This window comes from Streptomyces buecherae (assembly GCF_014295035.1).
Lineage (GTDB): Bacteria > Actinomycetota > Actinomycetes > Streptomycetales > Streptomycetaceae > Streptomyces > Streptomyces youssoufiensis.
The window spans coordinates 6,112,475-6,139,457 of the sequence record NZ_CP060404.1; the positions used below are offsets into that span (position 1 = coordinate 6,112,475).

Sequence of the window (26,983 nt, forward strand, 5' to 3'; positions counted from 1 at the left end):
ACCACCGCGCGGGGCCCGCCACGGCGGGCCACGCCGCCTACCCCGGGTACTCCGCGCGCAGCCGCTCGTACAGCGCGGGCGCCGCCGCGATGTGATCCAGACCCAGCAGCGCGGCGCCCAGCACCGGCGGCGCCTGCACCACGCGGGCCAGGGCCTTCGGCGCGCGCTCGGCCAGCAGCTCGCGCACGCCGTCGTCCAGCAGCCGGTGCCGGGCCGCCAACACCCCGCCGCCGAGCACCACCGGCGCCTCCTCGCCCAGCAGATCGAGCTTGGACAGCGCGACCGTGGCCATGGTGACCACCTCGTCCGCCTGCCGGTCCACGATCGCCCGCGCGACCGCGTCCCCCGCGTCGGCCACCGCGAACAGCACCGGCGTCAGCTCGTAACGTCGACCGCGCTCCACGTCCCCCAGGTGTAGCGCGCTGATCAGCTCCAGCATGTCGGTGAGCCCGAAGTGCGCGGGCAGCGCGTCGGCGAGCGCCGTGCGCTCCCCCCGCCCGTCCCACGACCGCGCCGCCCACCACAGGGCCTCGTCCGCGAGGTGGCCACCGCCGCCCCAGTCGCCGGAGATCCGGCCGATCGCGGGGAAACGCGCGGTGCGCCCGCCGGGGGCCAGCCCCGCGCAGTTGATGCCCGCGCCGCACACGACGGCCACGCCGGCCGGCTCCCCCCCGTCCGGCAGCCCGGAGCGCAACAGCGCGAAGGTGTCGTTGGTGACCGTGACGGTACGCCCCCAACCCCGCGCCGCTATGGCCTCGGTCAGCCGCTCCTCCTCGATCGGCAGGTCGCAGTTGGCCAGGCACGCCGAGACGTGCTCGGCCAGCACGCCCGGCGCCTCGCCGAGCCCCGCGTCGGCCGCCGCCCGCGCGACGATGCCGGCCAGGCCCGCGATGGCACGCTCGATGCCCACCATCGGCGGCTGGAAACCCCCGCCACGGGCCGAGCCGAGCACCGATCCGTCCGCGCCGAGCAGCGCCACGTCGGTCTTGCTGTTGCCCGCGTCGACGGCGAGCACAGAACCCGTCAGGCCCACGCCAGGTGCTCCCGGTTGTGTGCGATGAGCGCGTCCGTGAGCTGGTCCGCGTACTCGATCTGGCCGATCAACGGGTGCGCGAGCAGCGCCTCGAACACCGCGCGCCGCCCCGCCTTCTCGCCCGCGTCGGCGCCCAGCAGCGCGGCCCGCAACGCGAGGTCCTCGTACGCCGTGACGTGCGAGGTCAGCCCCGCGTACAGCGGCTCAAGCGGCGCCACCGGCAGCGGCGTGGCACCGCCGGCGCCCACCGCGGCCGGCACCTCGATCACCGCGTCGTCCGGCAGGAACGGCAGCGTCCCCTTATTGAAGGTGTTCACGACCTGCACGTCGCCGGTGTCGCCGAGCAGCGAGGAGGTCAGCGACACGGCCGCCTCCGAGTAGAAGGCGCCACCACGCTTGCTGAGCAGCTCCGGCTTCTCGTCGAGCGCCGGGTCCCCGTACAGGCCCAGCAGCTCCTTCTCGATGGCCGCGACCTCGGCCGCCCGCGACGGCTTCGACTTCAGTTCGCGCACCACCGCGTCGTGCTCGTAGAAGTAGCGCAGGTAGTACGAGGGGACCACGCCGAGCCGGTCCACGAGGGTGCGCGGCATGTGCAGGTCGGCCGCGATCGCCTCGCCGTGCTCGGCGATCAGCCGGGGCAGCACGTTCTCACCCTCCGGGCCGCCGATGCGCACGCCCCGCTCCCAGGTGAGGTGGTTGAGGCCCACGTGGTCCAGGTAGACCTGCTCGGGGGCGACGTCGAGGAGCTTGGCGAACTTGCGCTGGAAGCCGATCGCCACGTTGCACAGGCCCACCGCGCGGTGGCCCGCCGTCAGCAGGGCGCGCGTGACGATGCCCACCGGGTTGGTGAAGTCCACGATCCACGCGTCCGGGTTGCGCCGGCGTACGCGCTCCGCGATGTCCAGCACCACCGGCACCGTACGCAGCGCCTTGGCCAGGCCACCGGCGCCGGTCGTCTCCTGCCCGACGCAACCGCACTCCAGCGGCCACGTCTCGTCCTGGTTGCGGGCGGCCTGGCCGCCGACGCGCAGTTGCAGCAGCACCGCGGACGCGCCGTCCACGCCCGCGTCCAGGTCCGAGGTCCACGAGACCCTGCCGGGGTGACCCTGCTTCGCGAAGATCCGCTGCGCCAGGCCGCCGATCAACTCCAACCGGTCGGCCGCCGGGTCGATGAGAACCAGTTCCTCCAGCGGCAGCGCGTCGCGCAACCGGGCAAATCCGTCGATGAGTTCGGGGGTGTAGGTCGAACCCCCGCCGACCACTGCGAGCTTCATAGCCAATTAGCCCTTTACTCCGGTGAGAGTGACGCCTTCGACGAAGGCCTTCTGTGCGAAGAAGAAAACGATGATGACCGGCGCCATGACGAGCAGCGTCGCTGCCATGGTCAGGTTCCAGTTGACGCTGTGCGCGCTCTTGAACGACTCAAGACCGTAACTCAGCGTCCAGGCTCCGGGATTCTGTGCCGCATAGATCTGCGGGCCGAAATAGTCGTTCCAGCAGTAGAAGAACTGGAACAGGGCGATCGCCGCGATGCCCGGCTTGGCCATCGGCACGACGATCGTCAGCAGCGTACGGATCTCCCCACAGCCGTCCACGCGGGCCGACTCCAGGTATTCCTTCGGGATCGTCAACAGGAACTGACGCAACAGGAAGATCGAGTACGCGTCGCCGAACGCCATCGGGATGATCAGCGGCCACAGCGAACCGGAGAGCCCGAACTGCTGCGCCCACACCAGGTACATCGGGATCACGATGACCTGCGGCGGCAGCATCATCGTGGAGATGACCAGGATCATGGCGCCGCGCCGACCACGGAAGCGGAACTTCGCCAGCGCGTACGCCACCGGAATGGACGAACAGACCGTGAACAGCGTGCCCAGACCCGCGTACAGCAGCGAATTGCGCCACCAGGTCAGAAAGCCCGGCGTGTTGAACACGTCCGCGTAGTTCGACCAGCGCCACTCGTGCGGCCACAGGTCACCGCTCATCGCCTGGCTGTCGCTCATCACCGAGGTGAGGAAGACGAAGACGAACGGCAACACGAAGAACAGCGCGGCGGCCAGCGCACCGGTGTGCACGGCTATCCAGTGCAGTACGGACTTGCGGCGCGCGCGGGCCGCCGCCTGCGCGGGCGTCGGCGTGGGCCGGGAGGCGCGCGTGGCGCGCGGGGGAAGTGCGGTGGTGGTCATGGATCAGTCCTCCGCCGTCAGCAGCCCGGCGCGCTTGCGCATCAGCAGGGTGGTCACGGCCATGGCGATGGCGAACAACACGAGGGAGAGCACGCATGCCGCGCCGGTGTTGAAGTTCTGGAAGCCCAGCGAATAGACGAGCTGCGGCACGGTGAGCGTGGAATGGTCCGGATAACCCGGCTGAATCGTCGTGCCGGGACCGACACTCACACCCGACGCGAGCTTTCCGGCCACCAGGGCCTGCGTGTAGTACTGCATGGTCTGCACGGTCCCGGTGACCACCGCGAACATCACGATGGGCAGAATCGAGGGCCAGGTGATGTAGCGGAACTTCGCGAAGGAACCCGCGCCGTCCAACTCCGCCGCCTCGTACTGTTCCTTGGGCACGTCCAGCAGCGCGGCCATGAAGATGACCATCAGGTCACCGATGCCCCACAGTGAGAGCATCACCAGCGACGGCTTGGCCCAGTTCGCGTCGTTGAACCAGTTCGGCGCGTCGATGCCCACCGCGCCGAGCATCTCGTTCACCGGCCCGGTGCCCGGGTTGAGCAGGAAGACGAACGCCACGGTCGCGGCCACCGGCGGCGCGAGGTACGGCAGGTAGAACGCCGTCCGGAAGAAGCCGACACCCGTCTTCAACTTCGTGATCAGCAACCCGATGCCGATACCGAAGACGACGCGCAGCGCCACCATCACCACGACCAGCCACAGCGTGTTCCACAGCGCGGGGCCGAACAGCGGCATCTGATCGAACACGTACTTCCAGTTCCGCCAGCCCACGAACGTGGCCGGCTCGATCTGGTTGTAGTGCATGAACGAGAAGTAGACGGTGGCGACCAGCGGATAACCGAAGAAGACGGTGAAGCCGATCAGCCACGGAGAGAGGAACCCGAGGGTGCGCAACCGGTCCCGCTGGTGCTTGCGGCGCAACGCCGCGGCGTTGTCCGACCCGCCGGACGGGACGGCCTCCACTGCTTTACGTGTTCTTGCCATGGTGGGCCCCGTCAATTCTGCGCTTGGAGAGTGTCGGCGTCTATCTGGTCATCGAGTTTTCGCAGCCCCTTGTCGAAATCGTCGATCTTTCCCGACTCCGCGTCGTAGGCGAAGTCCTGGAGCGCGAGCACGTACTGCCCACCGTTGATGGACGGCGGCAGCGCGACGCTGTCCGGGTGCTGGGCTATGCCGAGGAACGTGCGGAACGTCGGATCGGCGTCGAGCTTCGGCGAGGCGAGCGCCGCCTTCGTGGACGGCACGTTGTGGATCGCGTTGGCGAACGCCACCACCTGATCGGTGTCCGCGGTCAGGAAACGCACCAACTCCCACGCGGCGTTCTGGTGCTTGCTGCTGTGCGCGATCCCCGCGACGGTCCCCGTCAGATAGCCGCGACCGTACGTGTCGGCCTGGTCATCGGGGACCGGCATCGGCGCGGTGCCCCACTCGAAGTCGGCCTTCGCGTCGTTCAACATCAGGCCGCGCCATTCGCCGTCCATGTGCATGGCGAGCTTCCCGGTGAGGAACGCGTTCTGGGACGACATCTCGTCACCGAACGTCGTACGGAACTTCTCCAGCGCCCCGTACCCGCCCAGCGCCTTGATCAGGTCCCGCTGCGTGGTGAAGAAGTCCTTCGCGGCCGGCTCGTCCGCCAACCGGGCCTTACCGTCCTCGTCGAAGTAACGCGGACCCCACTGCGCGAACATCCGGTCCGGGCTGTTCTGGTAGAGCCGGAAATTGGGCATGAAACCGAGCTGCTGATAACCGTCGCCCTTGCGCTGCGTCAGCTTCACCGCGGTGCGCTTCAGCTCCGACATCGTGCGCGGCGGGCGCTCGATGCCCGCCTTCTTGAAGGCGTCCTTGTTGTAGTACATGCCGAACGCGTCGGCCAACAGCGGCAACGCGCACTGCTCGCCCTCGAACTGCGTGTAGTCCAACAACGTCTTCGGGAAGACCTTGTTCTTGTTCAGCCCCGTCTTCTTCATGAACGGGTCGAGATCGACCCACATCCCCGACGAGCAGTACTGGCCCACGTTGTTGGTGGTGAACGAGGACACCACATCGGGGGCATTGCCACCGCCGGCGCGCAGCGCCTGGTTCATGGTGACGTCGGTGACGTTGCCGGTGGCCTTCACCTTGATGTTCGGATGCAGTTCCTCGAACCGGTCAATGCTGTCATTGATGGCCTTGACTTCGTTCTTCTCGGCCCAGCCGTGCCAGAACTTCAGGGTCACGGGCTTGGTCGGGTCGTCGTTCGCGCTACCGGTGCTGGGATTGGCACACCCCGCCAGCAGTAGCCCGGTGGTGGCGAGCACGGCGGCGAGGACGGCCGGAGCGCGGTGCGTACGCGTTCGCGGCATGGCGGACTTCCTTAGCGGCGGGGAAAGGGATACGGGTGGTACGGGCGGTGCGGAGGGGCGAGCGGAGCGGCAGGGAATCGCGGGACTCGGCGGAGCCGGGGACTTCAGGAGCCAGAAGAGCTACGAGAACTGTTCGGAGCCACGGGAGCGAGGAACCGAGCGAGCTTCGGGAGGCCGGGGAACCGGCGGGGTCACGGGGCTAAGAGTCGTACGAGAGACATGGCGGCACACCGGGGTTGTGAGACGGCGCTGGGAAAGCGGCGCGGTGGGCAGACGGGGGAGGTCAGGAGACGAGGAGCGGGGGAGGGCGGTGGCGGAAGGGGCGGCGGTGCTGGTCGCGAGGGTGGCGGTGTGGTCAGCCGGTATCGAAGACGGTGTCACGGGCGTCGGCCAGCGCGGTGCGCAGCGCGCCGATCAGGATGGGGCTGCCGTCGAGCGCGCTCAGCCGCAACTGCGGCCGGGGCAGGGCGAGTCCGGTCAACTCCTCCTGGACCAGGGAGAGCAACCGCTCCCCGCCCGCCTGCGCGACCTCGCCGGAGAGCACGACCAACTCCGGGTCCACGACGGCGATCACCGAGGCGATGCCGGTGGCGAGCCGGTGGGCCAACTCGGCGAGAACCGCGTCGCCCGCGCCCGGGGTCGCCAGCGCCTCGGCCAGCGCCGCCGGCGCGTCCCGGGCCGAGATGCCGTGCGCCTCGGCCAGTGCGAGGACGGCGGGCGACGAGGCCAGGCGCTGGAACCCGCCGCCGGCGTCCGGTCGGGCGAAGGTCTCGGCCTCGCGGGCGAGCGGGGCGCCGGGCAACGGCATGTAGCCGATCTCGCCCGCGCCGCCGGTGGCGCCGCGCAGCAGCGCCCCGTCCAGCACGATCGCGGCGCCCACGCCCTCGTCGGCCCAGACCAGCACGAAGTTGTCGAAGTCCTGCGCGGTACCCCGGTCGTGCTCGGCCAGCGCGACCAGGTTCACGTCGTTCTCGATGACCACCGGGGTGCCCAGCGCGGCGGTGAGGTCCTCCCGCACCGTACGGGACTGCCACCCGGGCAGATGCGGCGCGTACCGCAGGGCGCCGGTGCGCGGGTCGAGCGCGCCGGGGGTGCCGATGACCGTACGGTGCAGCGCGTCGCGACCGAGCCCGGCCGCCCGCAGCGCGCCGTCCACGGCCTCGACGACCACGGTGGCCGTGCGGTCGCGCACGCCGTCAGCCATCGCGTCGGCCGGCAGGCGGTGTTCGCCGACGACCGTACCGGCCAGGTCGGCGACGACCGCGGTGACGCCGAGCGGGTCGACCGACAGCGCCGCGACGTGGGCGATGGTCGCGTTGATCTCGTAGAGCTGGGCGTTGGGGCCGGGGCGTCCGGTGGCGGTGCCGGTGGCGCGCACCAGGCCCGCCGCCGCGAGCCGGCTGAGCAACTGCGACGCGGTGGGCTTCGACAGGCCGGTCAGCTCGCCGAGCTGGGTGCGGGTGAGCGGCCCGTGCGCCACCAGGAGGTCCAGGGCCGCCCGGTCGTTCATGGCCCGCAACACGCGTGGCGTTCCTGGCGTACCGACCATGGCTGACCACCGCCCTTCGCTGCTCAGATGACGGGCCCCGTTGCCGCGCCATCTATTAGGAAAGTTTCCTAACGGTGAACAGGAAGGTAGGCGCCCATCCGCGCCTCGTCAATGGTTCGATCCGAACGTCCGTCCACGCCTGCCCAAAGCGTTATCGACGGCCCGCCCCCGAAGCACCTCGCGCAACGCCGAACCGCGCCGCGCCCGGACAGGCGCGGTGCGGCTCGGTGTGGGGGGAGTGGGTGGGGCGAGGTGAGTGAGGTGGGGTGAGTTGGGGTGGCCTTGGGGCGGGCGTGACGGTGTGGGTCTGGGGCGCGGGGGGCGAGTGGTGGTGGGTGGGTGGCGTTGGGTGGGCGCGGCCAGGGTGCGGAGGTGGGGCGGGCCGTGGGCGTGCCGAAGCTGGGGGGTACGGGGCGGGGGTGGCGGGGGAGGGGCTGGTTACTTCTGGAGGTTCGGGGGCGGTGGCGGTATCGGCGACGCCGCGAGGGACTGCGGCGAGGTCGGGCTGGCCAGGGCGGAGGGCGCGGAGACGCCGGCCGTCGGGTCGGGGGCCGGCGCGGCGCCCTCGCCGACCGGCGGCGGGCCGCCCACGATGCGTATGCCCTCCGCGTCCAGCGCCCGCTTGATCCGCCAACGCAACTCCCGCTCCACGCTCAGCGCCTTGCCCGGCATGGTCTTCGCGGAGACCCGGATCACCATCGAGTCCAGGTACACCGCGTCCAGGCCGAGCACCGCCACCGGCTCCCACAGCGCCTCGTCCCACGGCTGCGAGGTCCCCATCTCCTCGCCCGCGCGGAGGATGACCTTCTTCGCCTTCTCCAGGTCCTCGTCGTACCGAACCTGCACATCGACGCCCGCCGTGGACCAACCCTGACTGAGGTTGCCGATCCGCTTGACCTCGCCGTTGCGTACGTACCAGATCTCGCCGTCATCGCCGCGCAGCTTCGTCACGCGCAACCCGACCTCGATCACCTCGCCGGAGGCCACTCCCGCGTCAATCGAGTCGCCCACGCCGTACTGGTCCTCAAGGATCATGAAGACGCCGGAGAGGAAGTCGGTGACCAGGTTCCGGGCGCCGAAGCCGATGGCCACGCCCGCGACGCCCGCACTCGCGAGCAGCGGCGCGAGGTTGATCTCCAGGGCGGAGAGGATCATCAGCGCCGCCGTACCGAGGATCATGAACGAGGCGACGCTGCGCAACACCGAGCCGATCGCCTCGGACCGCTGCCTGCGCCGCTCCGCGTTGACCAGCAACCCGCCGAGCGCCGTGCCGTCCACGGCCTGCGCCGTGCGGTTCATCCGGGAGATCAACCGCGTGATCGACCGGCGAATCACCGAGCGCAGCACGAACGCGATGATCACGATCAGCAGGATGCGCAGGCCCAGACCCAGCCAGTCGGACCAGTTGTCCCCGAGCCAGCTCGCGGCGCTCTCCGCGGCCTCTTGCGTCTCGTCGAGCGCCGTGGCGCGTGGCGTGGCGTCAGCGGACGGAGCGGCGGACCGGAGCACGGCAAGTAACCCTTCTGTGGGGATATGCCTGGCAAAAGCGCCTCGGCAGACCCTCCACACTAACGGGGCACGCCAGGTGTCTCGTTGTGATGTTCGAACGACAACCGACGACAACTACGAGCAGCGCGGGGATGAACAAGAAGATGAACAGGCTGTGGTTGAAAACACTCTTGGTCCGTTACCTGGTGGTGGTGGCGCTCTCACCAGGGCTGCGTAGACACTAAGGGGAGATCGTCCCGGCGCGAGCCACGCGCCGCCGGCGTACAGGGAGGCACCCGTGCCGCATGTTCTGGTCCTCAACGCGTCGTACGAGCCACTCGGCGTCGTACCGCTCCGCCGCGCGCTCGTACTCATCCTCAATGACAAGGCTGTCAGCCTTGAGGAGTCAGGCGCCCTGATGCACAGCGCGACCCGCGTGATACCCGCACCGAGCGTCGTCCGCTTGAAGCGGTTCGTGCGGGTCCCCTTTCGGGCCCCCGTTCCGCTGACCCGCCGCGCCCTGTTCGCCAGGGACGGCGGTCGCTGCGCCTACTGCGGTGGCGTCGCAACCAGCGTCGACCACGTCATCCCGCGCAGTCGGGGCGGCCAGCACGCCTGGGAGAACGTGGTCGCGGCGTGTCGCCGCTGCAATCACGTCAAGGCCGACCGCCACGTGGCGGAACTCGGCTGGCGCCTGCGCCACCAACCCGCCCCACCGTCCGGCCTGGCCTGGCGCATCATCGGCACCGGGCATAGGGACCCGCGTTGGCTGCCATACCTGCAGCCGTACGGCGCGGAAGACGCGATGGCTCGGATCGACGGCGTATCCGCCTGAGAACCGGGCCATCGTCGTGTGTACGCGGCGCCGCGCACCACGTGCGCGGCGCGCCTCACGCCTCCGGCCGGGTGTGTTCGGGGCGGGTGTGGGTTCGGCCGGGTGCGGTTCGGGCTAGGTGCGGCTCTGGGCGGGTGCGGTTTCGGTAGGGGGCGTGGGTTCGGTCGGGTGCGGTTCGGGGCGGGTGTGGGTTCGGCCGGGTGTGGTTCGGGGTGGGTGTGTCTCTGGGCGGGTGCGGTTTCGGTAGGGGGCGTGGTTTCGGTCGGGTGCGGTTCGGGGCGGGTGTGGGTTCGGCCGGGTGCGGCTCGGGTTCCGGGGCGGTTTCGGCCGGGTGCGGTCCGCCGGTGGGGGGTGGGCCGCCGGGAGAAGTGGCCTTCCTGGGGGGCTCCCCCCCGCCCCCACCCCTCCCCCCTCCACCCCGCCCCCGGCACCCCCGCAATCGCCCACCACTTGGCCGGCGCCGTGCCTCGCGTGGTTACGGCGTGACCGCGTGGGCCCGTACCGACCACAGCGAGTACCCGAAGCGGGTCGCGCGCTCGTCGCCCTGGACCCGTACGAAGCGGGTGTTGGGCGCGTCCAGGTGGATCGTCTCCCGGCCGCCCGCACCGTCCTGGACCGTCGCCGCCGTGCGCCAGGTGCGGCCGTCGGACGAGACCTGTATCCGGTACCGGGCCGCGTGCGCGTCCTGCCAGTGCAGGTCGACGCGGCCGAGCCGGGTCGGGCGGTCCAGCTCCAGTTGAAGCCAGGCGTGCTCGGTGGCGGGCGATGACCAGCGCGTGGTCGGGTCGCCGTCGATCACGGCCGAGGCCGGGAACTCCGCCGTCTCGTTGGCCGACGAGGTGGCGCGCGCCGTCCGGGCCAGGTCCGGACCGGCGGTGCGCCGGTGGGCTCGTACGGTCAGCGTGACCTCCTCCGAACCGAAGCGGATCGGCAGCCGGTAGGCCCCGGGCTTGGTGCCCGCCGGCACGGCTATCTCGACCTCGGCGGTCGCCGTGCCGCCCCTCGGGGCCGTGACCTGGGACGGTGCCGTGACACGCAGCCCGTGACCGGCGCGCACCGTGAGGTTGCCACTGACGTCGCCGGGGCGACGACCCACCACCGAGACCTTCACCCGCGTCGGCCGGCCGCCTATCTCCGCGTCCGTCTCCGCCTGGGACAGGCGCAACTCGGCCGCCGGGGCGTCGGCGAACCAGGGCGTGACCTCCTGCACGGCCGGCGGTCGCACGCCCGCGTCCCAGCGCAGCCGCACCGCGTCGGCCCGCACTCCCTTGCCCGCCGCCTGGGTCCACCCGCTGGCCGACAGTTCGCCGATTCGCCGCCAGCCGTGCCCGGGCACGCGGGCCTCCACCTGGCCTATCGAGCGGGCGGTCCGGCCCGAGTCCCCGGGGGCGGGCCCCTCGGTGAGCACCGTCACGGCGCTGAGCGGGCGCCGCTCACCGAAGGTGATGGTGAGGGGTTCCGCTCGCTGGGCCTCGCCCGCGGGGTCGCCGGGGGCCCCGGCTGCGGGCGGCGCCGGGGGCCGGAACGCCGTCGTCGGGTCGCCGTCGGCGGCTCGCTCCGCGCCCGCGTCGGGCGACAGCTTCCGCGCCCGCTCCTTGCCGCCCACGGCGTCGAGCCCCCACCAGGCGTCCGATTCGGTGACCGCACGGGTGAGGAACTCCGGCAGGACGCCCTTGCCGACCGTGACCGGGCTGGCCGCGATCCGGGCCCGCCACGTGCGCAGTTCGCGCTGGGCCCGCCAGGCCGCCGCGCCGTCGCCGCCGGCCTGCGCGGTGAGGGCCGCGACGGCCTGCTCGCCGGCCGCACCGAACCGGCCCAGCTGCTCCAACCACGGCGCGGCCTCGCCGTCGAACGTGCCGGCCAGGAGCTTGGGCGCCGTGCGCAGCGTGTGGAACTCGGCGCGCAGCCGCTCGGCCGCCCGCGCGAACCGCTCCTCAGCGGCCCGGTCCGATGTCTCGGCGGCCCGCGCGGCGCGCGGGTGACCGCCGCCTTGGGCGGCTTCCCGCGCCGCCCAGAACTCGTCGAGCAGCGGGCGCAGGTACGCCGATTCGGGCACGGTCCGCGAGCGGTCGCGCCCCCAGCCGCCGAGGCGCGAGGAGGCGTCGTTGCCGGCGAAGGCGTTCAGGGCGGCGCGGGTGCGCGGATCGCCGCCCGCGAGGTCGTCGATCGCCGCCCGCCACGAGTCGCTTGGCCGGTACCCCTGTGGGTTCCAGGCGAAGTCGGCGGTGGTGAACAGGGGGATGCGGGAGGCAGTCGGCTGCTTCATCGCGTTGGCGAGCAGCGCCGACGAGCCGCTGGCCACGGCCGGGTCGCGGCCGGAGTAGGGGCCGAGGAAGAGGCGGTCCTGCGCGTAGTCGTTGATCGGGTAGTTGTCCATCGTGACCAGCGGATGGTCGAAGGCGGTGCGGGCCTCGGCCATCTCCTGGCCCGTGATCGTCCTGGGCACCACGCCCACCCCCGTCCAGGCCACCTCCACCTGCGGGGCCAGGGCGTCGGCGAGCGCCTCGCGGAACTCGGTCGCGCCCTTCTGGTAGTACTCGGTCGGCAGCAGCGACAGGGCCTCGGCGCCCGGGTGCCGACTGGCGAGGTGCGCGGCCAGCACGTTGGCCACCGTCGCCTGCGCCTGCGCGGCGGCCTCGGGGCCCGAGCCGAAGGCGTCCGCGTCGGCGTCGCAGTGCCACTCGCTGTAGCTCACGTCCTGGAACTGGAGCTGGAAGGAGCGCACGCCCAGCGCCCACATCGCGTCCACCTTGCGCTCCAGCGCCCGCAGGTCCTCGTTGGAGGAGAAGCACATGGCCTGCCCGGGGGAGAGTGCCCAGCCGAGCGTGACGTGGTTGCGCCGGGCACGGTCGGCCAGCTCCCGGAACTCGGCGCGCTGCCTCGCGGGGTACGGGTCGCGCCAGCGTGCCTGGCGGAAGGTGTCGTCCCCCGGCGCGTACAGATAGCGGTTCTGCTTCGTGCGGCCCAGGAAGTCGAGTTGGGCCAGGCGCTGGCGGTGCGACCACGGCGTCCCGAAGAACCCCTCGGTGATGCCGCGGGTGCGCGTGGCGGGCCAGTCGCGCACGCTCACGCCGGGCAGCGTGCGCGGCGCGCCGGGCTTCTCGGCGCGGTCGGCGGCGAGCTGACGCAGTGTCTGCGCGGCGTGGAAGAGGCCGTCGGGGCCGACTCCGGACAGGGCAAGGGTCGCGCGGCCCCGCACCAGCCCGGTCGCGAGCCGGTAGCCGCCGCTGGGCAGGTCGCCCCTGGCCGAGGCGCGCAGCGCCCGCAGCGCGTCGTCCGCGCTCGGGCCTCCGGCGTGGACGACCAGGCCGTCGGCGGGCAGCCGGTCGCCGGGGGCCGCGTCGGTCACCGTGCGGGCGCCGGCGGCACGCAGCACCGAGCGCAGCACGCCCAGCGCGTGCGGGTCCGCGTCGGCGGGGGCGACCAGCGTCACGGCGGTGGAGACCGGGACGGGCGGGCCCGCGGCGCGCATGGACTGGGGGCGCGGCCACACCGGGGGCAGCCCGTCGGTGGAGGTCTGGGACTCCGCGGCCTTGGGCACCTCCGACCGTCCCGGCGCGGGGGCGGCGACGGCGCTCGGCGCGGGGCCGAGCAGTCCCCCGATGATGGCGGCGGCCATGGCGATCGCCCCCGCGGCGCCCGTGGCCCGTGTCGCCCGCGCCCTGTTCCCCCGGAGCCGCACAGCCCCTCCTTAACTCTTCCAGCGCCTTGCGTCGTCCACGGCGGGAGCCGTGGGACGTGGCGGATACAGCGAATTGTGGTCGATGCGGGGAAGACGTGACGAGGGCTGTGGATAACTGTTGTCGGATAAACGGATAACGCGAATGGGGGTGTGGATGACGAGTCATCGCGCCCGCCCCAACGCGCTACGGTCGTGTCCTCGCTGCCCCGTACGCAGGCCCCGCCCCCAGATCCCGAGTGCGGCCCCGAACCCGCCCTGTGCCGTGCCCGCTGGCGGTTCCGTCGACCCTGTCGCCGTACGCGGCGCGCCCCCGGAGTCGACGGCGTCCGTGGCCGCGCGGGCGGGCGGGAGTGGGCGGGCGGGAGTGGGCTGAGCGGTGGCCGCACGGGCGGGCGCGGAGTGGCGTGTGGGCGCCGTGAGTTGATCGACTCGCCGAGCCCACCACTCGGCTGGTCGAGGTGTCAACGGCGGTGACTGAAGTGCCGCGATTGCCGGTTATCGGGGTGCTCCGATGGAGGATCGGCGGCGCGGATTACTCCGTAAATCCGTCGTCACAGTGCGCTGCTCGGGCCACATCTCGCTGTGAACGGCCGTGGGGAGCGAGGAATCGCCTGCCGGGGCGAGAATGTGACCTGGACCACGTTAGAGGGTGAGATGCGTCTGACCCGGCCCGCAATGGGTAGGGCTCGCCGTGTCTCACTGCCCACCGACATCAGGAGGCCCGTGTGGCCGCGCCCGTGCACATCTTCCCGCACACCCTCTCCAAACAGACGGAGCTGTCCCAGCCCGATCTCTACGAGGGCGTGTCCGACCCCGAGTCGGCGCTGGACGGCTCCGGTGCCTGCGGGTTCGAGCAGCCCCTGACCAGCGAACCGCCACTGTCCGACGCCGCGCCGCTGACCAGCGAGCCGCCGCTGGGCGCCGAGCGTCCGCTCACCAGCGAGCCCACGGCCGCCGCCTACCCCGTCGAGCGCGTCGACATGGGGCCGGCACCCGCGGCCTGCTGACCCGCCGCCGCCCGATGATCACAGCGCGCGCGGGAGAACGGGGGCCGGGTGCGCCGCGGGCACGGTGACCCGCCCGACGCGTGAACCAGCGCCGGCACCGAGACCCGGCCGCTGCAACCCGAGCACCGAGAACGAGCACGGACGACCCCAACCTCCGCGCGCGCCCCACCGGGCCCCGACCTGCGCGCCACACAGGGCTCCGACCCGCGCGCCGTACCGGGCCCCGATCTCAGCCTCCCTCGCACGCCGCACGCCGCACCACATCGCCCCGCGTCCACTCGCCGGCGGCGCACCCACCCGCGCCGCCCCCCTCGCACGCGTCACCCCGTGCCGCCCCCGCCCCCGCGTCACGCCGCCTCGCCTCCCGTCGCGCCAACGCCGCGGCGACCCGGCCCGGGCCGCCCGGGCCGGCTATCCCGTGCGAGTCCGGGCGGGAGTTACGTACCCCGGGCGCGCGGTGCCGGGACCCGTTGGGTAAATTGCTGCTGTGAGCACTAAGGCCAAGAAGAACGCCCTGCGCGCCGGTACGATCACCGCCGGGCTGACGTTGATGCTGCTGATGTCGTCCCCCGCGTTCGCGCTCACCCGCGACGACGGTGACGACCCGGGTCCGGGTCTGAGCGTCATGGAGACGCTCGGCCTCTACGTCGCCGCTCCCATCGTGTCGTTCCTCGTGATCGCGGGCCTCGTGATGATCGGCAGCAAGAGCGACAAGCAGACCACGAGCTGAAGCCCCGCTCCACCGCCAGGCGCTCGCGGCGCACGCCGTGAGCGCCTTTGGTGTGCCCGGGCGCCGGGACCGTATCCGCTAGCGCGCGCCGGACCGCCGCCGGGTCGCACACGTACGGCCCCCGACGCACCACACCACCGCGAGCCGCGGGCCGTGCCCGGCCAGTCGTCGGCCGGGTGGGGGAGGCGTTGGCCCCGGGCGAGCGCGGTGGGCTCCCCGTGGGGCCGGGCTGGGTAGCTTTTCCCCATGGCGGACTGGGATGTCAGAAAGCTCCGCGTGTTGCGCACCCTCGATGAGCTGGGCACGGTCACCGCGACGGCCCAGGCCCTGCGCATGACGCCGTCGGCGGTCTCGCAGCAGCTTTCGGGGTTGGCCAAGCAGTTGGACGTGCCGCTCCTTGAGGCGCACGGGCGGCGGGTGCGGCTGACGGACGCCGCCCGGCTCGTACTGCGACACACCGAGGAGGTATTCGCCCAGTTGGAACGGGCGGAGGCGGAGTTGGCCGGGTATCGGCGCGGGGAGAGCGGGCGGGTTCGGGTCGGCGCGTTCAGCACCGCCATCCCCGCCCTCGTGGTGCCCGCCGCCCAGCAACTGCGCCGCCGCCACCCCGCACTTGAGGTACGGGTGCACCAGGCCGAGGCGGCGGAGGCGTACGAACTGCTCGCTCGCGGGACCGTCGACCTGGCCCTGTCGCTGGCCGCGCACGCGCCGCCGGCGCGGGACCCGAAGTTCACGCGCGTGCCCCTGCTCGCCGACCCGCTGGACGTCGCGCTGCCCGCCCGGCACCCGCTGGCCGCCGCGCCCGACCTGCGCCTCGCGGACCTGGCGGGGGAGGGGTGGATCTACGGCAGCAGCGGGCCCTGGTCGGAGATCACCACCGTCGCGTGCCAGGCGGCCGGATTCGTACCCGAGCAGGCGCACGCCGCCGCCGACTGGCCCTCGATCCTCGCCCTGGTCGCCGCCGGGATGGGCGTCGCGCTGGTGCCGAGGATGGCCATGGCCGCGGAGTACGGCAGCGCTGACCCGGCGGTCGCCGTGCGGGTGCTGCGCGCCGACCGGCCCTGCCGGCACGTCGTGGCCGCCGTACGCAAGGGAGCCGAGGGGGCGCCGGGGCTTGCCCGGGTGCTGGACGCGCTGCACGCCGTGGCCGCTGCGCGGCCCGGTCGGCCGACGGCGAAACGCATCGAACCCATTCCGGGCGTGGCCCGCGCGGGCACGGACAAGAACGTTCAGCTCAACTGAAAAGTCCGGTCAGAAACTTTCGATGGACCGGCGAGGTCACGACTGCCACGCTCGGGAAGCGGATGAACACACCGCGCCCCCCCGCAGTCCGTTTGCCGCTGCTCACCCGCCGTCTGTTGTGCGTGTTCGTCCCTCCGCTCGGCGCGGGCGCCCGGTGACGGATCGCCCCAACGGCACGTCGCCCCCTGCCCGGCCACCGCGAGCCCGCCGATTCACCCACCCGCCGCGACAGGCGAACCGCCCCCCGCCGGGCGAACCACCCCCGCCATCGCCGAGCCTCGCCACGCCCACCAGGCGAACTCCTCCACCCGGGCCAGCGAACCCCGCCACCCTCGCCAGGCGAACCCACCCGGCGACCCCGCTCACGAAAGGCCACCCATGCCCACCAGCTCCGACGCGCGCCCCGACCCGACCCCCGCCACCTCCACCGCGCCGCCGCCCCCGCCACCCGCCACGGGCCCCGAATCCGCCGCCGGCCCTATAGCGGACACCGGAACCAGTCCCGAAACCGCCACCGCCACCGGAACAGGATCGGAAACCGCCACCGACGCCCGCCCCTACCGCGGCGGCGACCCGTACGCCGACTACCGAGGCGGCGAGTTCCCGTTCACCGCGCTCGTGGACCTCGCCGACCGGCGGCTGGGCGGCGGGGTCGTCGCCGCCAACGACGAGTTCTTCGCGGAGCGGGAGAACCTGCTGCTGCCCGGGCCCGCGGTGTTCGACCCGCGGGAGTTCGGCCACAAGGGCAAGGTGATGGACGGCTGGGAGACCCGGCGCCGCAGGGGCGCCGACGCCGATCACCCCTTCCCGGCCGCCGGGGACCACGACTGGGCGCTGATCCGGCTCGGCGCGCCCGGCGTCGTCCACGGAGTGATCGTGGACACCGCCCACTTCCGGGGGAACTATCCGCAGCGCGTCAGCGTCGAGGCCGCGGCCGTCCCGGTCACGCCGGGCACGCGGGACCTGCTCTCGGACGCGGTGCGCTGGGAGCCGCTCGTGCCGCCCACGCCCGTACGGGGTCATGCCGCCAACGGCTTCGCCGTCGACGCGGAGCGGCGCTTCACCCACCTGCGCCTGTGCCAGTACCCCGATGGTGGGATCGCCCGGCTGCGGGTGCACGGCACGGTGGTGCCCGACCCCGAGTGGCTGGGCCTGCTCGGCACCTTCGACCTGGCGTCGGTGGTGCACGGCGGGGTGGTCGAGGACGCGTCCGACCGCTTCTACTCGCCCCCCACCAACATCATCCGGCCCGACCTGGCCCGCCAGATGGACGACGGCTGGGAGACCCGCCGGCGCCGGGAGCGGGACGGCCACGACTGGGTGCGGTTCCGGCTCGCCGGGCACGGCGAGATCCGCGCCCTGGAGATCGACACCGCCTACCTCAAGGGCAACGCGGCGGGCTGGGCCGCGGTGTACGGCTGCGACGCCACGGCCGCCGACCCGGCCGACGCGGCGTCCTGGTATGAGATCCTGCCGCGCACCGCCCTGCGACCCGACTCCCCGCACCGCTTCCGCCTCGCGGCCCCCGCCCCCGCCACCCACGTGCGCCTCGACGTCTTTCCGGACGGCGGCATCGCCCGGCTGCGCGCCCACGGCACCCTGACCGCCACCGGCCAGGCACGCCTCGTGGAGCGGTACGCGGCACTCACCGACTGACCCGGTCGCCCCACGCGTCACGGAGGCGCGGCGGAGGGTGACGGCTTGGTGTTTACGGGCGCTTTAACCTACGTTGTCGTAACCTACGGAACCGTAGGTCGGACACGTCCCCAGTAGTCCGTTACTCCCCGTCCCCAGGAGTCTCCGCTGTGACCACCGCTATAACTCGTCGTACGGGAAAGGCCGCATGGAGCGACAGCCAGTTGTTGTACGCGCTCGAAGAGGTAGTCGAGACCGAACTCAACCGGCACCTGCGCGTCGCCAAGGAATGGATGCCCCACGAGTACGTGCCGTGGAGCGACGGCCGTAACTTCGACGGCGTGATGGGCGGCGAGGCGTGGGCCCCCGACCAGTCCAAGGTCAGCTCGGTCGGCCGGGTGGCGCTGGTGGTCAACCTCCTCACCGAGGACAACCTGCCCAGCTACCACCACGAGATCGCCACCCTCTTCGGCCGCGACGGCGCCTGGGGCACCTGGGTGCACCGGTGGACCGCCGAAGAGGGCCGGCACGGCATCGTGATGCGCGACTACCTGCTCACCTCGCGCGCCGTGGACCCGGTCGAACTCGAACGCTTCCGCATGTCGCACATGTCGGAGGGGTTCCAGTCCGACAACGCGCACAGCATGCTGCACTCGATCGCGTACGTCGCCTTCCAGGAACTCGCCACCCGCATCTCGCACCGCAACACCGGTCACCACTCGGGCGACCCGGTGTGCGACCGGATGCTGGCGCGCATCGCCACCGACGAGAACCTGCACATGGTCTTCTACCGCAACCTGCTCTCGGCGGCCTTCGAGATGGCCCCCGACCAGACCATGTGCGCCGTGCGCGACGTGGTGGTGGCCTTCCGGATGCCGGGCCACGGCATCCCCGGCTTCGAGCGGGCGGCGGCCCAGATGGCCATCGGCGGCATCTACAACCTGCGCATCCACCACGACGACGTGCTCCAGCCCGTGCTGCGCTACCTCAAGGTGCTGGAGATCTCCGGGCTCGGCCCGGACGGCCTCGCGGCGCAGGAGGAACTGGGCATGTACATGGGCGGGCTCGACGAGCAGGCGACCCGCTTCGACGAGCGACGCGAAGCGCTGCTCGCCCGCCGGGCCGCCCGGGGCCGCTAGGCCATTTCGTGTCGATCAGACGGTTGTTGGTCCGGGTGTGCCGTTGAGTGACGCGCAGTGGGCGCGGATCGAGACGTTGCTCCCGGACCGGACGCCGAAGCGGGGCGGGCGCTGGCGTGATCATCGTGAGGTGATCGACGCGATCGCCTTCACGTTCCAGACCGGTACTCAGTGGCGCGCCTGCCGGAGAGGTACGGCAACTGGCGGGGCGTCTACAACCGCCCGCGAACGGCAGCTCGTCCAGGAACAACACGGCGGGCGGACCTTCGAGGGCGTCGCGACCCGAGTCGCCCAGCGCGTCCGCGCGCTGGCCGCCGGTATCCGGCACAACAACAAGATCGGCGCACCAGTCACCCGGGTACTGCACCAGTCACTCGGGTACTGATCGCCTACGACCACCGACTCAGGTGTAGGCCGCCGTGTCGCGCACCTCACCGAACCGAGGAAAGATCTTTTCCACGGTGAAGTCGTGCTCGTCAGCAGCGAAGCCGGACATCGCGTCGGCGACGAACTCCAACTCGTAGCCGTGGTCGCTTGCGGCCCGCGCAGTGGACTCGACCCCCATGGTGGTAACCAGCCCGGCGAGTACCAGCGTGTCCACGCCCCGATCGCGCAACTGGTCGTGCAGGTCGGTGCCATGGAACGCACCGACGGTGCGCTTGACGACCACGACATCGCTGGGCTGGACCAGATCGACAGCGAAGCCGCTGCCTGGCGGCTGCTCGGTGGTGTTCGGCCGCTCCACCCGAACCAGCACCACCGGGCGATCGCTCGCCCTGAACACCTCAGCCAACCGCCGGCAGCGCGTCAGTACCTCTTCGCCGGAGTGCGGAGCGAGGGGTAGGGCGATGATGCGTGGCATCAGGTCGATGAGGATCAGCGCGGAGGTCACGGAGACGATGGTAGGCCAGGGTTCGTGGCCGCATCCTTCAGCTGTACCAACTGGTGAGCACTTCAGACTCATTCGTCCAGGCGCCTTTCCGGTGACGCCCCACAGGGATGGGCTTCCTAGTGGGGCCGCGCCTCTCCGGGCGACGCACCACGGCCAGAAACCCGGTTTCCCGGCCCCGCCCTGAACGTGATGAAGCCCCGTTGCCCTGGAGGCGCGGGCCCTCCCGTCCGCGTCGAGTTCGGCACACTGGCACGGGTCCCATCCGGCGCTGCGTGAGCCGCCGGTCCCGGTCGCCACGCTCCGAAAGGTGCTCGATGTACTCACCCCGCGCATCAGCCAACGACGCACCCGGACCAACAACCGTCTGATCCACACGACATGGCCTAGCCCCCACCGGGCGAGGCCACACGAGCCCACCCAGCACGCGATCGGCCCCCGTCCCCCACCAGGGAGGACGGGGGCCGACCCCTGTCAACCGACGACCACGGCTCGCCTCAGCCCACCGCTCCCGCGACTCGCCGTGATCCCACCGCTGCCGCGGCTGACTCAGCCCACCGCTGCCACGACTGCGCTATGCCGCCGCTGCCGCGACTGCGTTGTGCCGCCGCTGTCGCGACTGCGTTGTGCCGCCGCTGTCGCGGCAGCGCTACGCCGCCGCTGCCGCGTCGGCGTCGGCCCGCTGCGCCCGCAGCGCCCGCTCCACGCCCGAGCGGTTCTCCGTCACCACGCGGCGCAGCGCCGCGCTCGGCTCGGCGCTGGCCAGCCACGCGTCCGTGGCGTCCAGCGTGGTCTGCGAGATCTGCAACGAGGGATAGAGGCCCACCGCGATCTGCTGGGCGATCTCGTGGCTGCGGTCCTCCCAGACGCCCTTGACCGCCGCGAAGTACTTCTCCGCGTACGGCGCGATCAGCTCGCGCTGGTCGGCCTGGACGAAGCCGTTGATGGCCGCCTCCTGCATGGCGTTCGGCAGCGCGTCCGACTCCACGACCGCCGCCCACACCTCCGCCTTGGCCTCCGGCGTCGGGCGCGCCGCGCGGGCGCTGGCCGCGTGCTGCTCGCCGGCCGAGGTCTTGTCCCGCTCCAACTCGGCGTCGATCGCCGCGTCGTCGGCGCGGCCGGTGGCGGCCAGCCGCAGCAGCAGCGACCAGCGCAGGTCGGTGTCCACGGCCAGGCCCTCGATGGTCTGGCTGCCGTCGAGCAGCGCGGCCAGCAGGTCCAGGTGCTCGTCGGTGCGGGCGGTCGCGGCGAACGCGCGGGCCCACGCCAACTGGTGGTCGCTGCCGGGCGCGGCGGCCCGCAGGTGCTCCAGCGCCGCCTCGCCCCACTTCGCCAGCCCGGTCTCGCGCCAGGCGGGGGCCGCGTACGCGTCCAGGGCCAGCTTCACCTGGCGGTGCAGCGACTGCACGACGCCGATGTCGGACTCCTTGCCGATGCCGGAGAGCACCAGCTCCAGGTAGTCGCGGGTGGCCAGCTCGCCGTCGCGGGTCATGTCCCACGCCGAGGCCCAGCACAGCGCGCGCGGCAGCGACTCGGCGAAGTCGCCCAGGTGCTGGGTGACCTGGCGCAACGAATCCTCGTCCAGGCGCACCTTCGCGTACGACAGGTCGTCGTCGTTGAGCAGCACCACGGCGGGGCGCGGCTTGCCGACCAACTGCGGGACCGGCGTCAGCTCGCCGTCCACGTCCAGCTCGATCCGCCCCCAGTCCTCGCCGTCGGGGACGCCGGCGCCGCGCACCAGCTTGCCGTTCGCGTCCAGGTCGTAGGCGCCGATCGCGATCCGGTGCGGGCGCAGCGTCGGCTCGCCCTTGGCGCCGGTGGGCAGCGCGGGGGCCTCCTGGCGGACGGCGAAGGAGGTGATGATCCCGTCCGCGTCGGTCTCGATCTCCGGGCGCAGGATGTTGATGCCGGCCGTCTCCAGCCACAGCTTCGACCATGTCTTCAGGTCGCGCCCGCTGGTCTCCTCAAGGGCGCCCAGCAGGTCGCTCAGCCGCGTGTTGCCGTACGCGTGGCGCTTGAAGTACGCCTGCACGCCACGGAAGAACTCGTCCTGCCCGACATAGGCCACGAGCTGCTTGAGGACGCTGGCGCCCTTGGCGTACGTGATGCCGTCGAAGTTGACCAGCACGTCGTCCAGGTCGTTGATCTCGGCCATGATCGGGTGCGTGGACGGCAACTGGTCCTGGCGGTAGGCCCAGGTCTTCATCTGGTTGGCGAACGTGGTCCACGAGTGCGGCCACTTCGAGCCCGGGGCGTACGCCTGGCAGGCGGCCTCGGCGTAGGTGGCGAACGACTCGTTCAGCCACAGGTCGTTCCACCACTCCATGGTGACCAGGTCGCCGAACCACATGTGGGCCAGCTCGTGCAGGATCGTGGCGGCCCGTACCTCGTACGCCGCGTCGGTCACCTTGGACCGGAAGACGTACTGGTCGCGAATGGTGACCGCGCCCGCGTTCTCCATCGCGCCGGCGTTGAACTCCGGCACGAAGAGCTGGTCGTACTTGGCGAACGGGTACGCGTAGTCGAACTTCTCCTCGAACCAGTCGAAGCCCTGCCGGGTGACCTCGAAGATCGCGTCCGCGTCCAGGTACTCGGCCAGCGAGGGGCGGCAGTAGATGCCCAGCGGCACCGAGCGCCCGTCCTTCTCGTACGTGCTGTGCACGCTGTGGTACGGGCCGACGATCAGCGCCGTGATGTAGCTGGAGATGCGCGGCGTGGGCTCGAAGGTCCAGGTGCGGTCCTTCGGCTCGGGCGTCGGCGAGTTGGAGATGACCGTCCAGCCCTCCGGGGCCACCACGGTGAACTGGAACGTCGCCTTCAGGTCCGGCTGCTCGAAGGACGCGAAGACCCGGCGCGCGTCCGGCACCTCGAACTGGGTGTACAGGTACGCCTGCTGGTCCACCGGGTCGACGAACCGGTGCAGCCCCTCGCCGGTGTTGGTGTACGCGCAGTCGGCCACCACGCGCAGCTCGTTGCGGCCCGCGCGCAGGTCCGGGAGGGCGATCCGGGAGTCGGCGAAGACCTCGGCCGCGTCCAGCGCCGTGCCGTTCAGCACCACCTCGTGCACCGCGGGCGCGACCAGGTCGATGAACGAGGAAGCGCCACCCTCGGCGCTGTCGAACCGGACCGTGGTCACCGAGCGGTACGTGCCGCCTTCCTGCGCGCCGGAGAGATCGAGCTCGATCTCGTACGCGTCGACGGTGAGCAGGCGCGCCCGCTCCTGCGCCTCTTCGCGGGTCAGATTCGTGCCAGGCACCTGGGCATCTCCTAACTTTTCGACGTACGTGAGCCGTAGTGACCAGCCATCCTTCCACGCCGCGCGGGGCGGCCCCGCTGAATATCCCGGTCGCCCCGTGGCCGGTCCCGACACGGCGCGGCGGGGCGAGCCGATGGCGTCGGCTCGCCCCGCCGGGTGTGGGGCCGGCCCCGCCGGGCCGCCGCCTGTCGGGCGACGGTCCGGGGGGCCGGCCGCGTACTACCGCGTACCGCTACGTACTACGGAATGACCTTGGCGATCTGCACGCTGCCGCCGCCGGTGCTGGTGCCGGCCTGGTTGACCAGCGACAGCTCACCGAAGAACGTGCGGCCCTCCGGAGCCGGGCCCGCGACCACGACATCGGCCGTGACCTGCGTCGACTGCCCGTTGGCGAGGGTGATCCGCTTGCCGCCGTCGGCCTTCAGCTCGCCGAGCGACGGGGCGAAGAACAGGTCCCGGTAGTCGTAGGCGGTGCTGCCGGCGGGCACCGCGTAGCCGGCCACCTCGATGGTGTAGACGCCGGCCTTGGGGGAGCGCAGCGACACCTTCTCGTCCGAGCCGGACGACGTGGACTCGCCCACCACCTGGCCGTTGAAGACGACGGCCAGGTCGAGGTCGGCCTTGCCGTCGGCCGCGCCGCCGATCGCCACGTCCAGGCGCGAGGCGCCCTCGGCGACCGTGACCTGGCTGGTGTGCGTCTCGCCCTGCTTGATCGTGGGCCGCTCGGTGCGGGCGGAGCCCAGCGGGCCGCCCTGGAGCTTGCCGTCGATCGGGCCGAACCCGTTGCTGACCTTCCACTCCACCGGAGTGGCCTGGCCGACCTTCGCCTCCGCGAGGGTCTGCGTCTCGGGCGAGAAGGTGCTGCCCAGCGCGTTCACGGTGAGCTGGTACGGGTTGTCCAGGACCGGCGAGGTACGCCGCGACTCGACCTCGATCTCCCACACGCCCGGGATCGGGTTCGGGTAGGCGCGGCGGTCGGGCCGGCAGGTGTTGGCCGGGTTGTCGTAGTTCGGGTAGCAGGCGATCGACGAGGTCGAGTCGACCGGCACGCCGTACGGGTTGATCGCGACGAACCGGGTCTGGCTCTTGTCGCGCAGCCCGCCGAGCGCCACCTCAAGCGTCTTGGCGCCCTTGGGCACGTTCACGAAGTACGAGGTCGGCGCGTTGCGCTGGACCGAACCCGACTCCTTGACCGCGTACGACGGGCCCGCCAGCGGCTTCGCCACCACGACGGTGTTCAGGATCTGGTGGTCGACGCCCTCGGTGCGACGGTCGTTGACCTCCAGGATGGCGCTGTGCACGCCGGCCGCGCCGGGCCTGGCCACCACCTTGACGGTGACCGGCTTGTTCAGCGGCAGCGACACCGTGCCGCTGCCCGCGAGGCGGAACGCGCCGCTGTTGTTGCGCCACTTCAGGGTGTGCCGCACGGCGCGGTCCGGGCCCGTGGTGCGGGTGATGGTCACGTCGTACGTCCTGGACTGGCCGGCCTTCAGGCCGCCCTCACGGTCGTAGACGCCGGTGCCGAAGCCCGGGGTCTTCAGGTAGTCCGACAGCGCGGTCTTCACCGGCGCCTTGACCGTGTACGCGTGCCCGTGCGCGCCCCGCCGGATCGACTTCCAGGCGTCCACGATGTCCATCCGGCCGGCGCCCTGCTCGTACGCCTGCACGCCGGGGATCTTGTGCGCGGTGCTGGTCAGCGCGGTGCGCAGGGTGGCCGGGGTCAGCTCGATGCCCCGCTGCTTGGCCGCCGAGAGCAGCAGCGCGGACGCGCCGGCCGCCTGCGGAGAGGCCATCGAGGTGCCCTGCAGCATGCTGTAGCCGACCGGCAGCTCGTAGCCGGCCTCCTTGACCGGCGAGCCGGGTATCCAGGTCTGCGTGGTGTTGATCGACGCGCCCGGGGCGACCAGGGTCGGCGTGAAGCCGCCGTCCTCACGCGGGCCGCGCGAGGAGAAGGGGAAGAGGTTGTACTTCCGCTTGACCTGCGAGCCGTAGTTGGCGGCCCAGGTCTCCTTCGAGACGCCGGCGCCCACGCTGATCACCTTGTTGGCCAGCGACGGGTCGCCGATGGTGTTGGCGCCGGGGCCGCTGTTGCCCGCGGAGATGACGAGCTGCACGCCGTAGGTGTCGATGAGCCGGGTGTACAGCTCCGAGCGCGCGTTGTTGCCGTCGTTCAGCGGCGGCAGGCCGCCGATCGACATGTTGACGATGTCCACGCCGCGCTGGGTGACGAGGTCGATCATGCCCTCGGTCAGCGCCACGTTGGTGCAGCCGCCGCTCCAACTGCACGCCCGCGAGGAGACGATCTTGGCGCCGGGGGCGGCGCCGTTCATCTTCCCGCCGAAGAGCTTGTTGGCCGCCGTGATGCCCGCCACGTGCGTGCCGTGCTCGGACTCGATGATGCCCACATTGACGAAGTCGGCCTTCTTGCCGACGTTGGAGCCGCCCAGCGGGTCGAGCGGCACGCCCTTGCGGATCTCCACGACGAACGGGGAGCGCTCGGCGACCGGCGTCTTCGGGTCGTCCGTGCCGAAGTAGCCGACCTGGAACCCGTCCCGGTAGGGCTTCATCGGCGTGTCGTCGGTGAAGTCGCCGTTGTCGTTCAGGTCGACGCGGACGGTGCCCTTCGCCGCGTCGTACAGCAGCGCCCAGGAGTCGGTGGTGTCACCGTCGCGGTTGACGTCGCCGTGGTAGTCGCTGCCGTCCGGGCCACCGTCGGTGATCTTCTCCTGGAAGCGGCTGACCTGGTACGCGCCCGCCGGGGCGGTGTAGGTACGGCCCTGGTAGGAGAAGGACGGGCCCGAGACGTTGGTGGTCATCGGACGCCAGGTGCCGTCGTTGTCGGTGATCGGGTCGGTCGCCGTCACCCAGTCCACGATCTTGCGCTCACCGGTGGTGGTCTTCTGCAGCGCGGGGTGCGCGAGGTCCACGCCGGAGTCGATCACGCCGATCGTCACGCCACGGCCGTCGGCCCGCGGGTTCTGCTGCACGAAGTCCACGGCGCCCGTCTCGTGCGCCGGCTGGTACGGGTTCCTGGCCGGCGTGTTCCGGCCCGGCGCCGGGTACGAACCGGACTTCGCGGACGCGCCGCCGCGCACCGCGTCCGCTCCGGGCGTCGGGTCCGGGAGCCTGATCTCGTGCTTGAGGTCGATGCCGTGGACGTCGGCCATTCGCTTGGCGGCCCCGATGGCCTGGTCGGCCCGGGCGATCGGCACGGTGGCGCGGACGTAGCCGAGCTTGTCGTAGGTGCGGCCGACGGACGCGCCCTTGACGGCGTCCAGCGTGTCGGCGACGCGGTCGGTCGAGCCGGGCTGGGCCGCCACCATCATCGTGATCGTCTTGTCGCCCTCGGCCTTGGCCTCGGCGAGCAGCTTGGCGTCGGCCGCGCCGAGCTTGTCCCCCGCGGGCTTGGCCGGCTTGGCGGAGGCGGGCGGGGCGCCACCGGGGGTGGGCTCGTCCGCGAGGACGGGCGCCACGCCGGTCGCGGACAACGCCGCCACCAGACCCGCGGCGAGCACGACCCGGGCCGTGCGTCTTTTGCGTCGGGATATGTCTTCAGGTGATCGGGACATGGGCATCCTTGTTCGGAATACGGAGCCAATAGACCGTTCACCCTTGTGTAAGGACGCGTTGTTTGGGGAGTGCTGCCCGAGCCAGAGATGCCGATTGGCATATTCCCGCCAACGCGCAATGAGCGGCGAAGCGTACGCAATGCCACGAAGCGGACGTGGGCGCCGATGTGGTTGCGGATGCGGGCGCCGACGTGGGTGCGGGGTGTGGGGTGTGCGGTGTGGGTTGCGGGTGCGGTCGAGCGTGCGGGCGTGGGGCGGGGCCCGTGGACGCGCTTGGTTGGCGCGCGGGCGGGAACGCGGGCGCGCTCCCCGGCCCTGTCGGGAGGGCGGGGAGCGCGGGGTCGCGGGGGTGGGGCCCGCTGGGCGACGGGTGGGCGCGTGGGCGGCGG

At 71.9% G+C, this 26,983-nt stretch carries 17 protein-coding genes and 1 pseudogene; 7 read left to right on the forward strand and 11 right to left on the reverse strand.

All coding sequences use genetic code 11. From position 1 onward, the window contains the following. Positions 1-37 precede the first annotated feature (37 nt). From H7H31_RS24195 to H7H31_RS24225, 7 genes are all read right to left on the reverse strand, one after another. Entirely contained in the window at positions 38-1,033 is a 996-nt protein-coding gene (locus tag H7H31_RS24195; protein WP_187061482.1) for an N-acetylglucosamine kinase, read from the reverse strand. Further along, entirely contained in the window at positions 1,024-2,307 is a 1,284-nt protein-coding gene (locus H7H31_RS24200; protein WP_187061483.1) for a 6-phospho-beta-glucosidase, read from the reverse strand. Before H7H31_RS24200 ends, H7H31_RS24195 begins: the two co-directional genes overlap by 10 nt. A gap of 6 nt (positions 2,308-2,313) precedes the next feature. Further along, positions 2,314-3,222, reverse strand: coding sequence for a carbohydrate ABC transporter permease (locus H7H31_RS24205; protein ID WP_187061484.1), 909 nt, complete (start codon positions 3,220-3,222; stop codon positions 2,314-2,316). A 3-nt stretch (positions 3,223-3,225) separates the two neighbouring features. After that, entirely contained in the window at positions 3,226-4,215 is a 990-nt protein-coding gene (locus tag H7H31_RS24210; protein WP_187061485.1) for a carbohydrate ABC transporter permease, read from the reverse strand. 11 nt (positions 4,216-4,226) lie between these two features. Continuing rightward, on the reverse strand, positions 4,227-5,573 hold the full coding sequence (locus H7H31_RS24215) for an ABC transporter substrate-binding protein (protein WP_187061486.1): 1,347 nt from the start codon (positions 5,571-5,573) through the stop codon (positions 4,227-4,229). 355 nt (positions 5,574-5,928) lie between these two features. Further along, positions 5,929-7,083, reverse strand: coding sequence for an ROK family transcriptional regulator (locus H7H31_RS24220; protein ID WP_187061487.1), 1,155 nt, complete (start codon positions 7,081-7,083; stop codon positions 5,929-5,931). A 477-nt stretch (positions 7,084-7,560) separates the two neighbouring features. Beyond that, positions 7,561-8,631 carry a mechanosensitive ion channel family protein gene (locus H7H31_RS24225; protein ID WP_187059693.1) on the reverse strand — a complete coding sequence of 357 codons (1,071 nt, stop codon included), beginning with the start codon at positions 8,629-8,631 and terminating at the stop codon, positions 7,561-7,563. Positions 8,632-8,908: 277 nt separating this feature from the next. On the opposite strand from H7H31_RS24225, the gene H7H31_RS24230 reads away from it, so the two are divergent. Continuing rightward, positions 8,909-9,445 carry an HNH endonuclease gene (locus tag H7H31_RS24230; protein ID WP_176161630.1) on the forward strand — a complete coding sequence of 179 codons (537 nt, stop codon included), beginning with the start codon at positions 8,909-8,911 and terminating at the stop codon, positions 9,443-9,445. Between the two features lie 475 nt (positions 9,446-9,920). On the opposite strand, the gene H7H31_RS24235 is transcribed toward H7H31_RS24230, so the two are convergent. Beyond that, positions 9,921-13,064, reverse strand: a complete 3,144-nt coding sequence (locus tag H7H31_RS24235; protein WP_187059958.1) for a beta-N-acetylglucosaminidase domain-containing protein — start codon at positions 13,062-13,064, stop codon at positions 9,921-9,923. Between the two features lie 788 nt (positions 13,065-13,852). On the opposite strand from H7H31_RS24235, the gene H7H31_RS24240 reads away from it, so the two are divergent. From H7H31_RS24240 to H7H31_RS35185, 6 genes and pseudogenes are all read left to right on the forward strand, one after another. After that, on the forward strand, positions 13,853-14,134 hold the full coding sequence (locus H7H31_RS24240) for a hypothetical protein (RefSeq protein WP_372454635.1): 282 nt from the start codon (positions 13,853-13,855) through the stop codon (positions 14,132-14,134). Between the two features lie 487 nt (positions 14,135-14,621). Further along, positions 14,622-14,864: a hypothetical protein gene (locus tag H7H31_RS24245; protein ID WP_187059818.1), complete on the forward strand. Its 243-nt coding sequence runs from the start codon at positions 14,622-14,624 to the stop codon at positions 14,862-14,864. A 246-nt stretch (positions 14,865-15,110) separates the two neighbouring features. Next, on the forward strand, positions 15,111-16,106 hold the full coding sequence (locus H7H31_RS24250; RefSeq protein ID WP_187059819.1) for a LysR family transcriptional regulator: 996 nt from the start codon (positions 15,111-15,113) through the stop codon (positions 16,104-16,106). A gap of 378 nt (positions 16,107-16,484) precedes the next feature. After that, positions 16,485-17,762, forward strand: coding sequence for an allantoicase (gene alc, locus H7H31_RS24255; RefSeq protein WP_187118083.1), 1,278 nt, complete (start codon positions 16,485-16,487; stop codon positions 17,760-17,762). 149 nt (positions 17,763-17,911) lie between these two features. Further along, positions 17,912-18,880, forward strand: a complete 969-nt coding sequence (locus tag H7H31_RS24260) for an acyl-ACP desaturase (protein WP_176161625.1) — start codon at positions 17,912-17,914, stop codon at positions 18,878-18,880. A gap of 37 nt (positions 18,881-18,917) precedes the next feature. Further along, positions 18,918-19,061 (forward strand): annotated as a pseudogene (locus H7H31_RS35185) (transposase); the annotation flags it as partial. A 222-nt stretch (positions 19,062-19,283) separates the two neighbouring features. On the opposite strand, the gene H7H31_RS24270 reads toward H7H31_RS35185, so the two are convergent. From H7H31_RS24270 to H7H31_RS24280, 3 genes are all read right to left on the reverse strand, one after another. Next, positions 19,284-19,772, reverse strand: a complete 489-nt coding sequence (locus H7H31_RS24270; protein ID WP_232110057.1) for an isochorismatase family protein — start codon at positions 19,770-19,772, stop codon at positions 19,284-19,286. Between the two features lie 646 nt (positions 19,773-20,418). Beyond that, on the reverse strand, positions 20,419-23,025 hold the full coding sequence (pepN, locus tag H7H31_RS24275; protein WP_187061532.1) for an aminopeptidase N: 2,607 nt from the start codon (positions 23,023-23,025) through the stop codon (positions 20,419-20,421). A gap of 239 nt (positions 23,026-23,264) precedes the next feature. Next, entirely contained in the window at positions 23,265-26,594 is a 3,330-nt protein-coding gene (locus H7H31_RS24280) for a S8 family serine peptidase (RefSeq protein ID WP_187061533.1), read from the reverse strand. Positions 26,595-26,983: the final 389 nt, after the last annotated feature.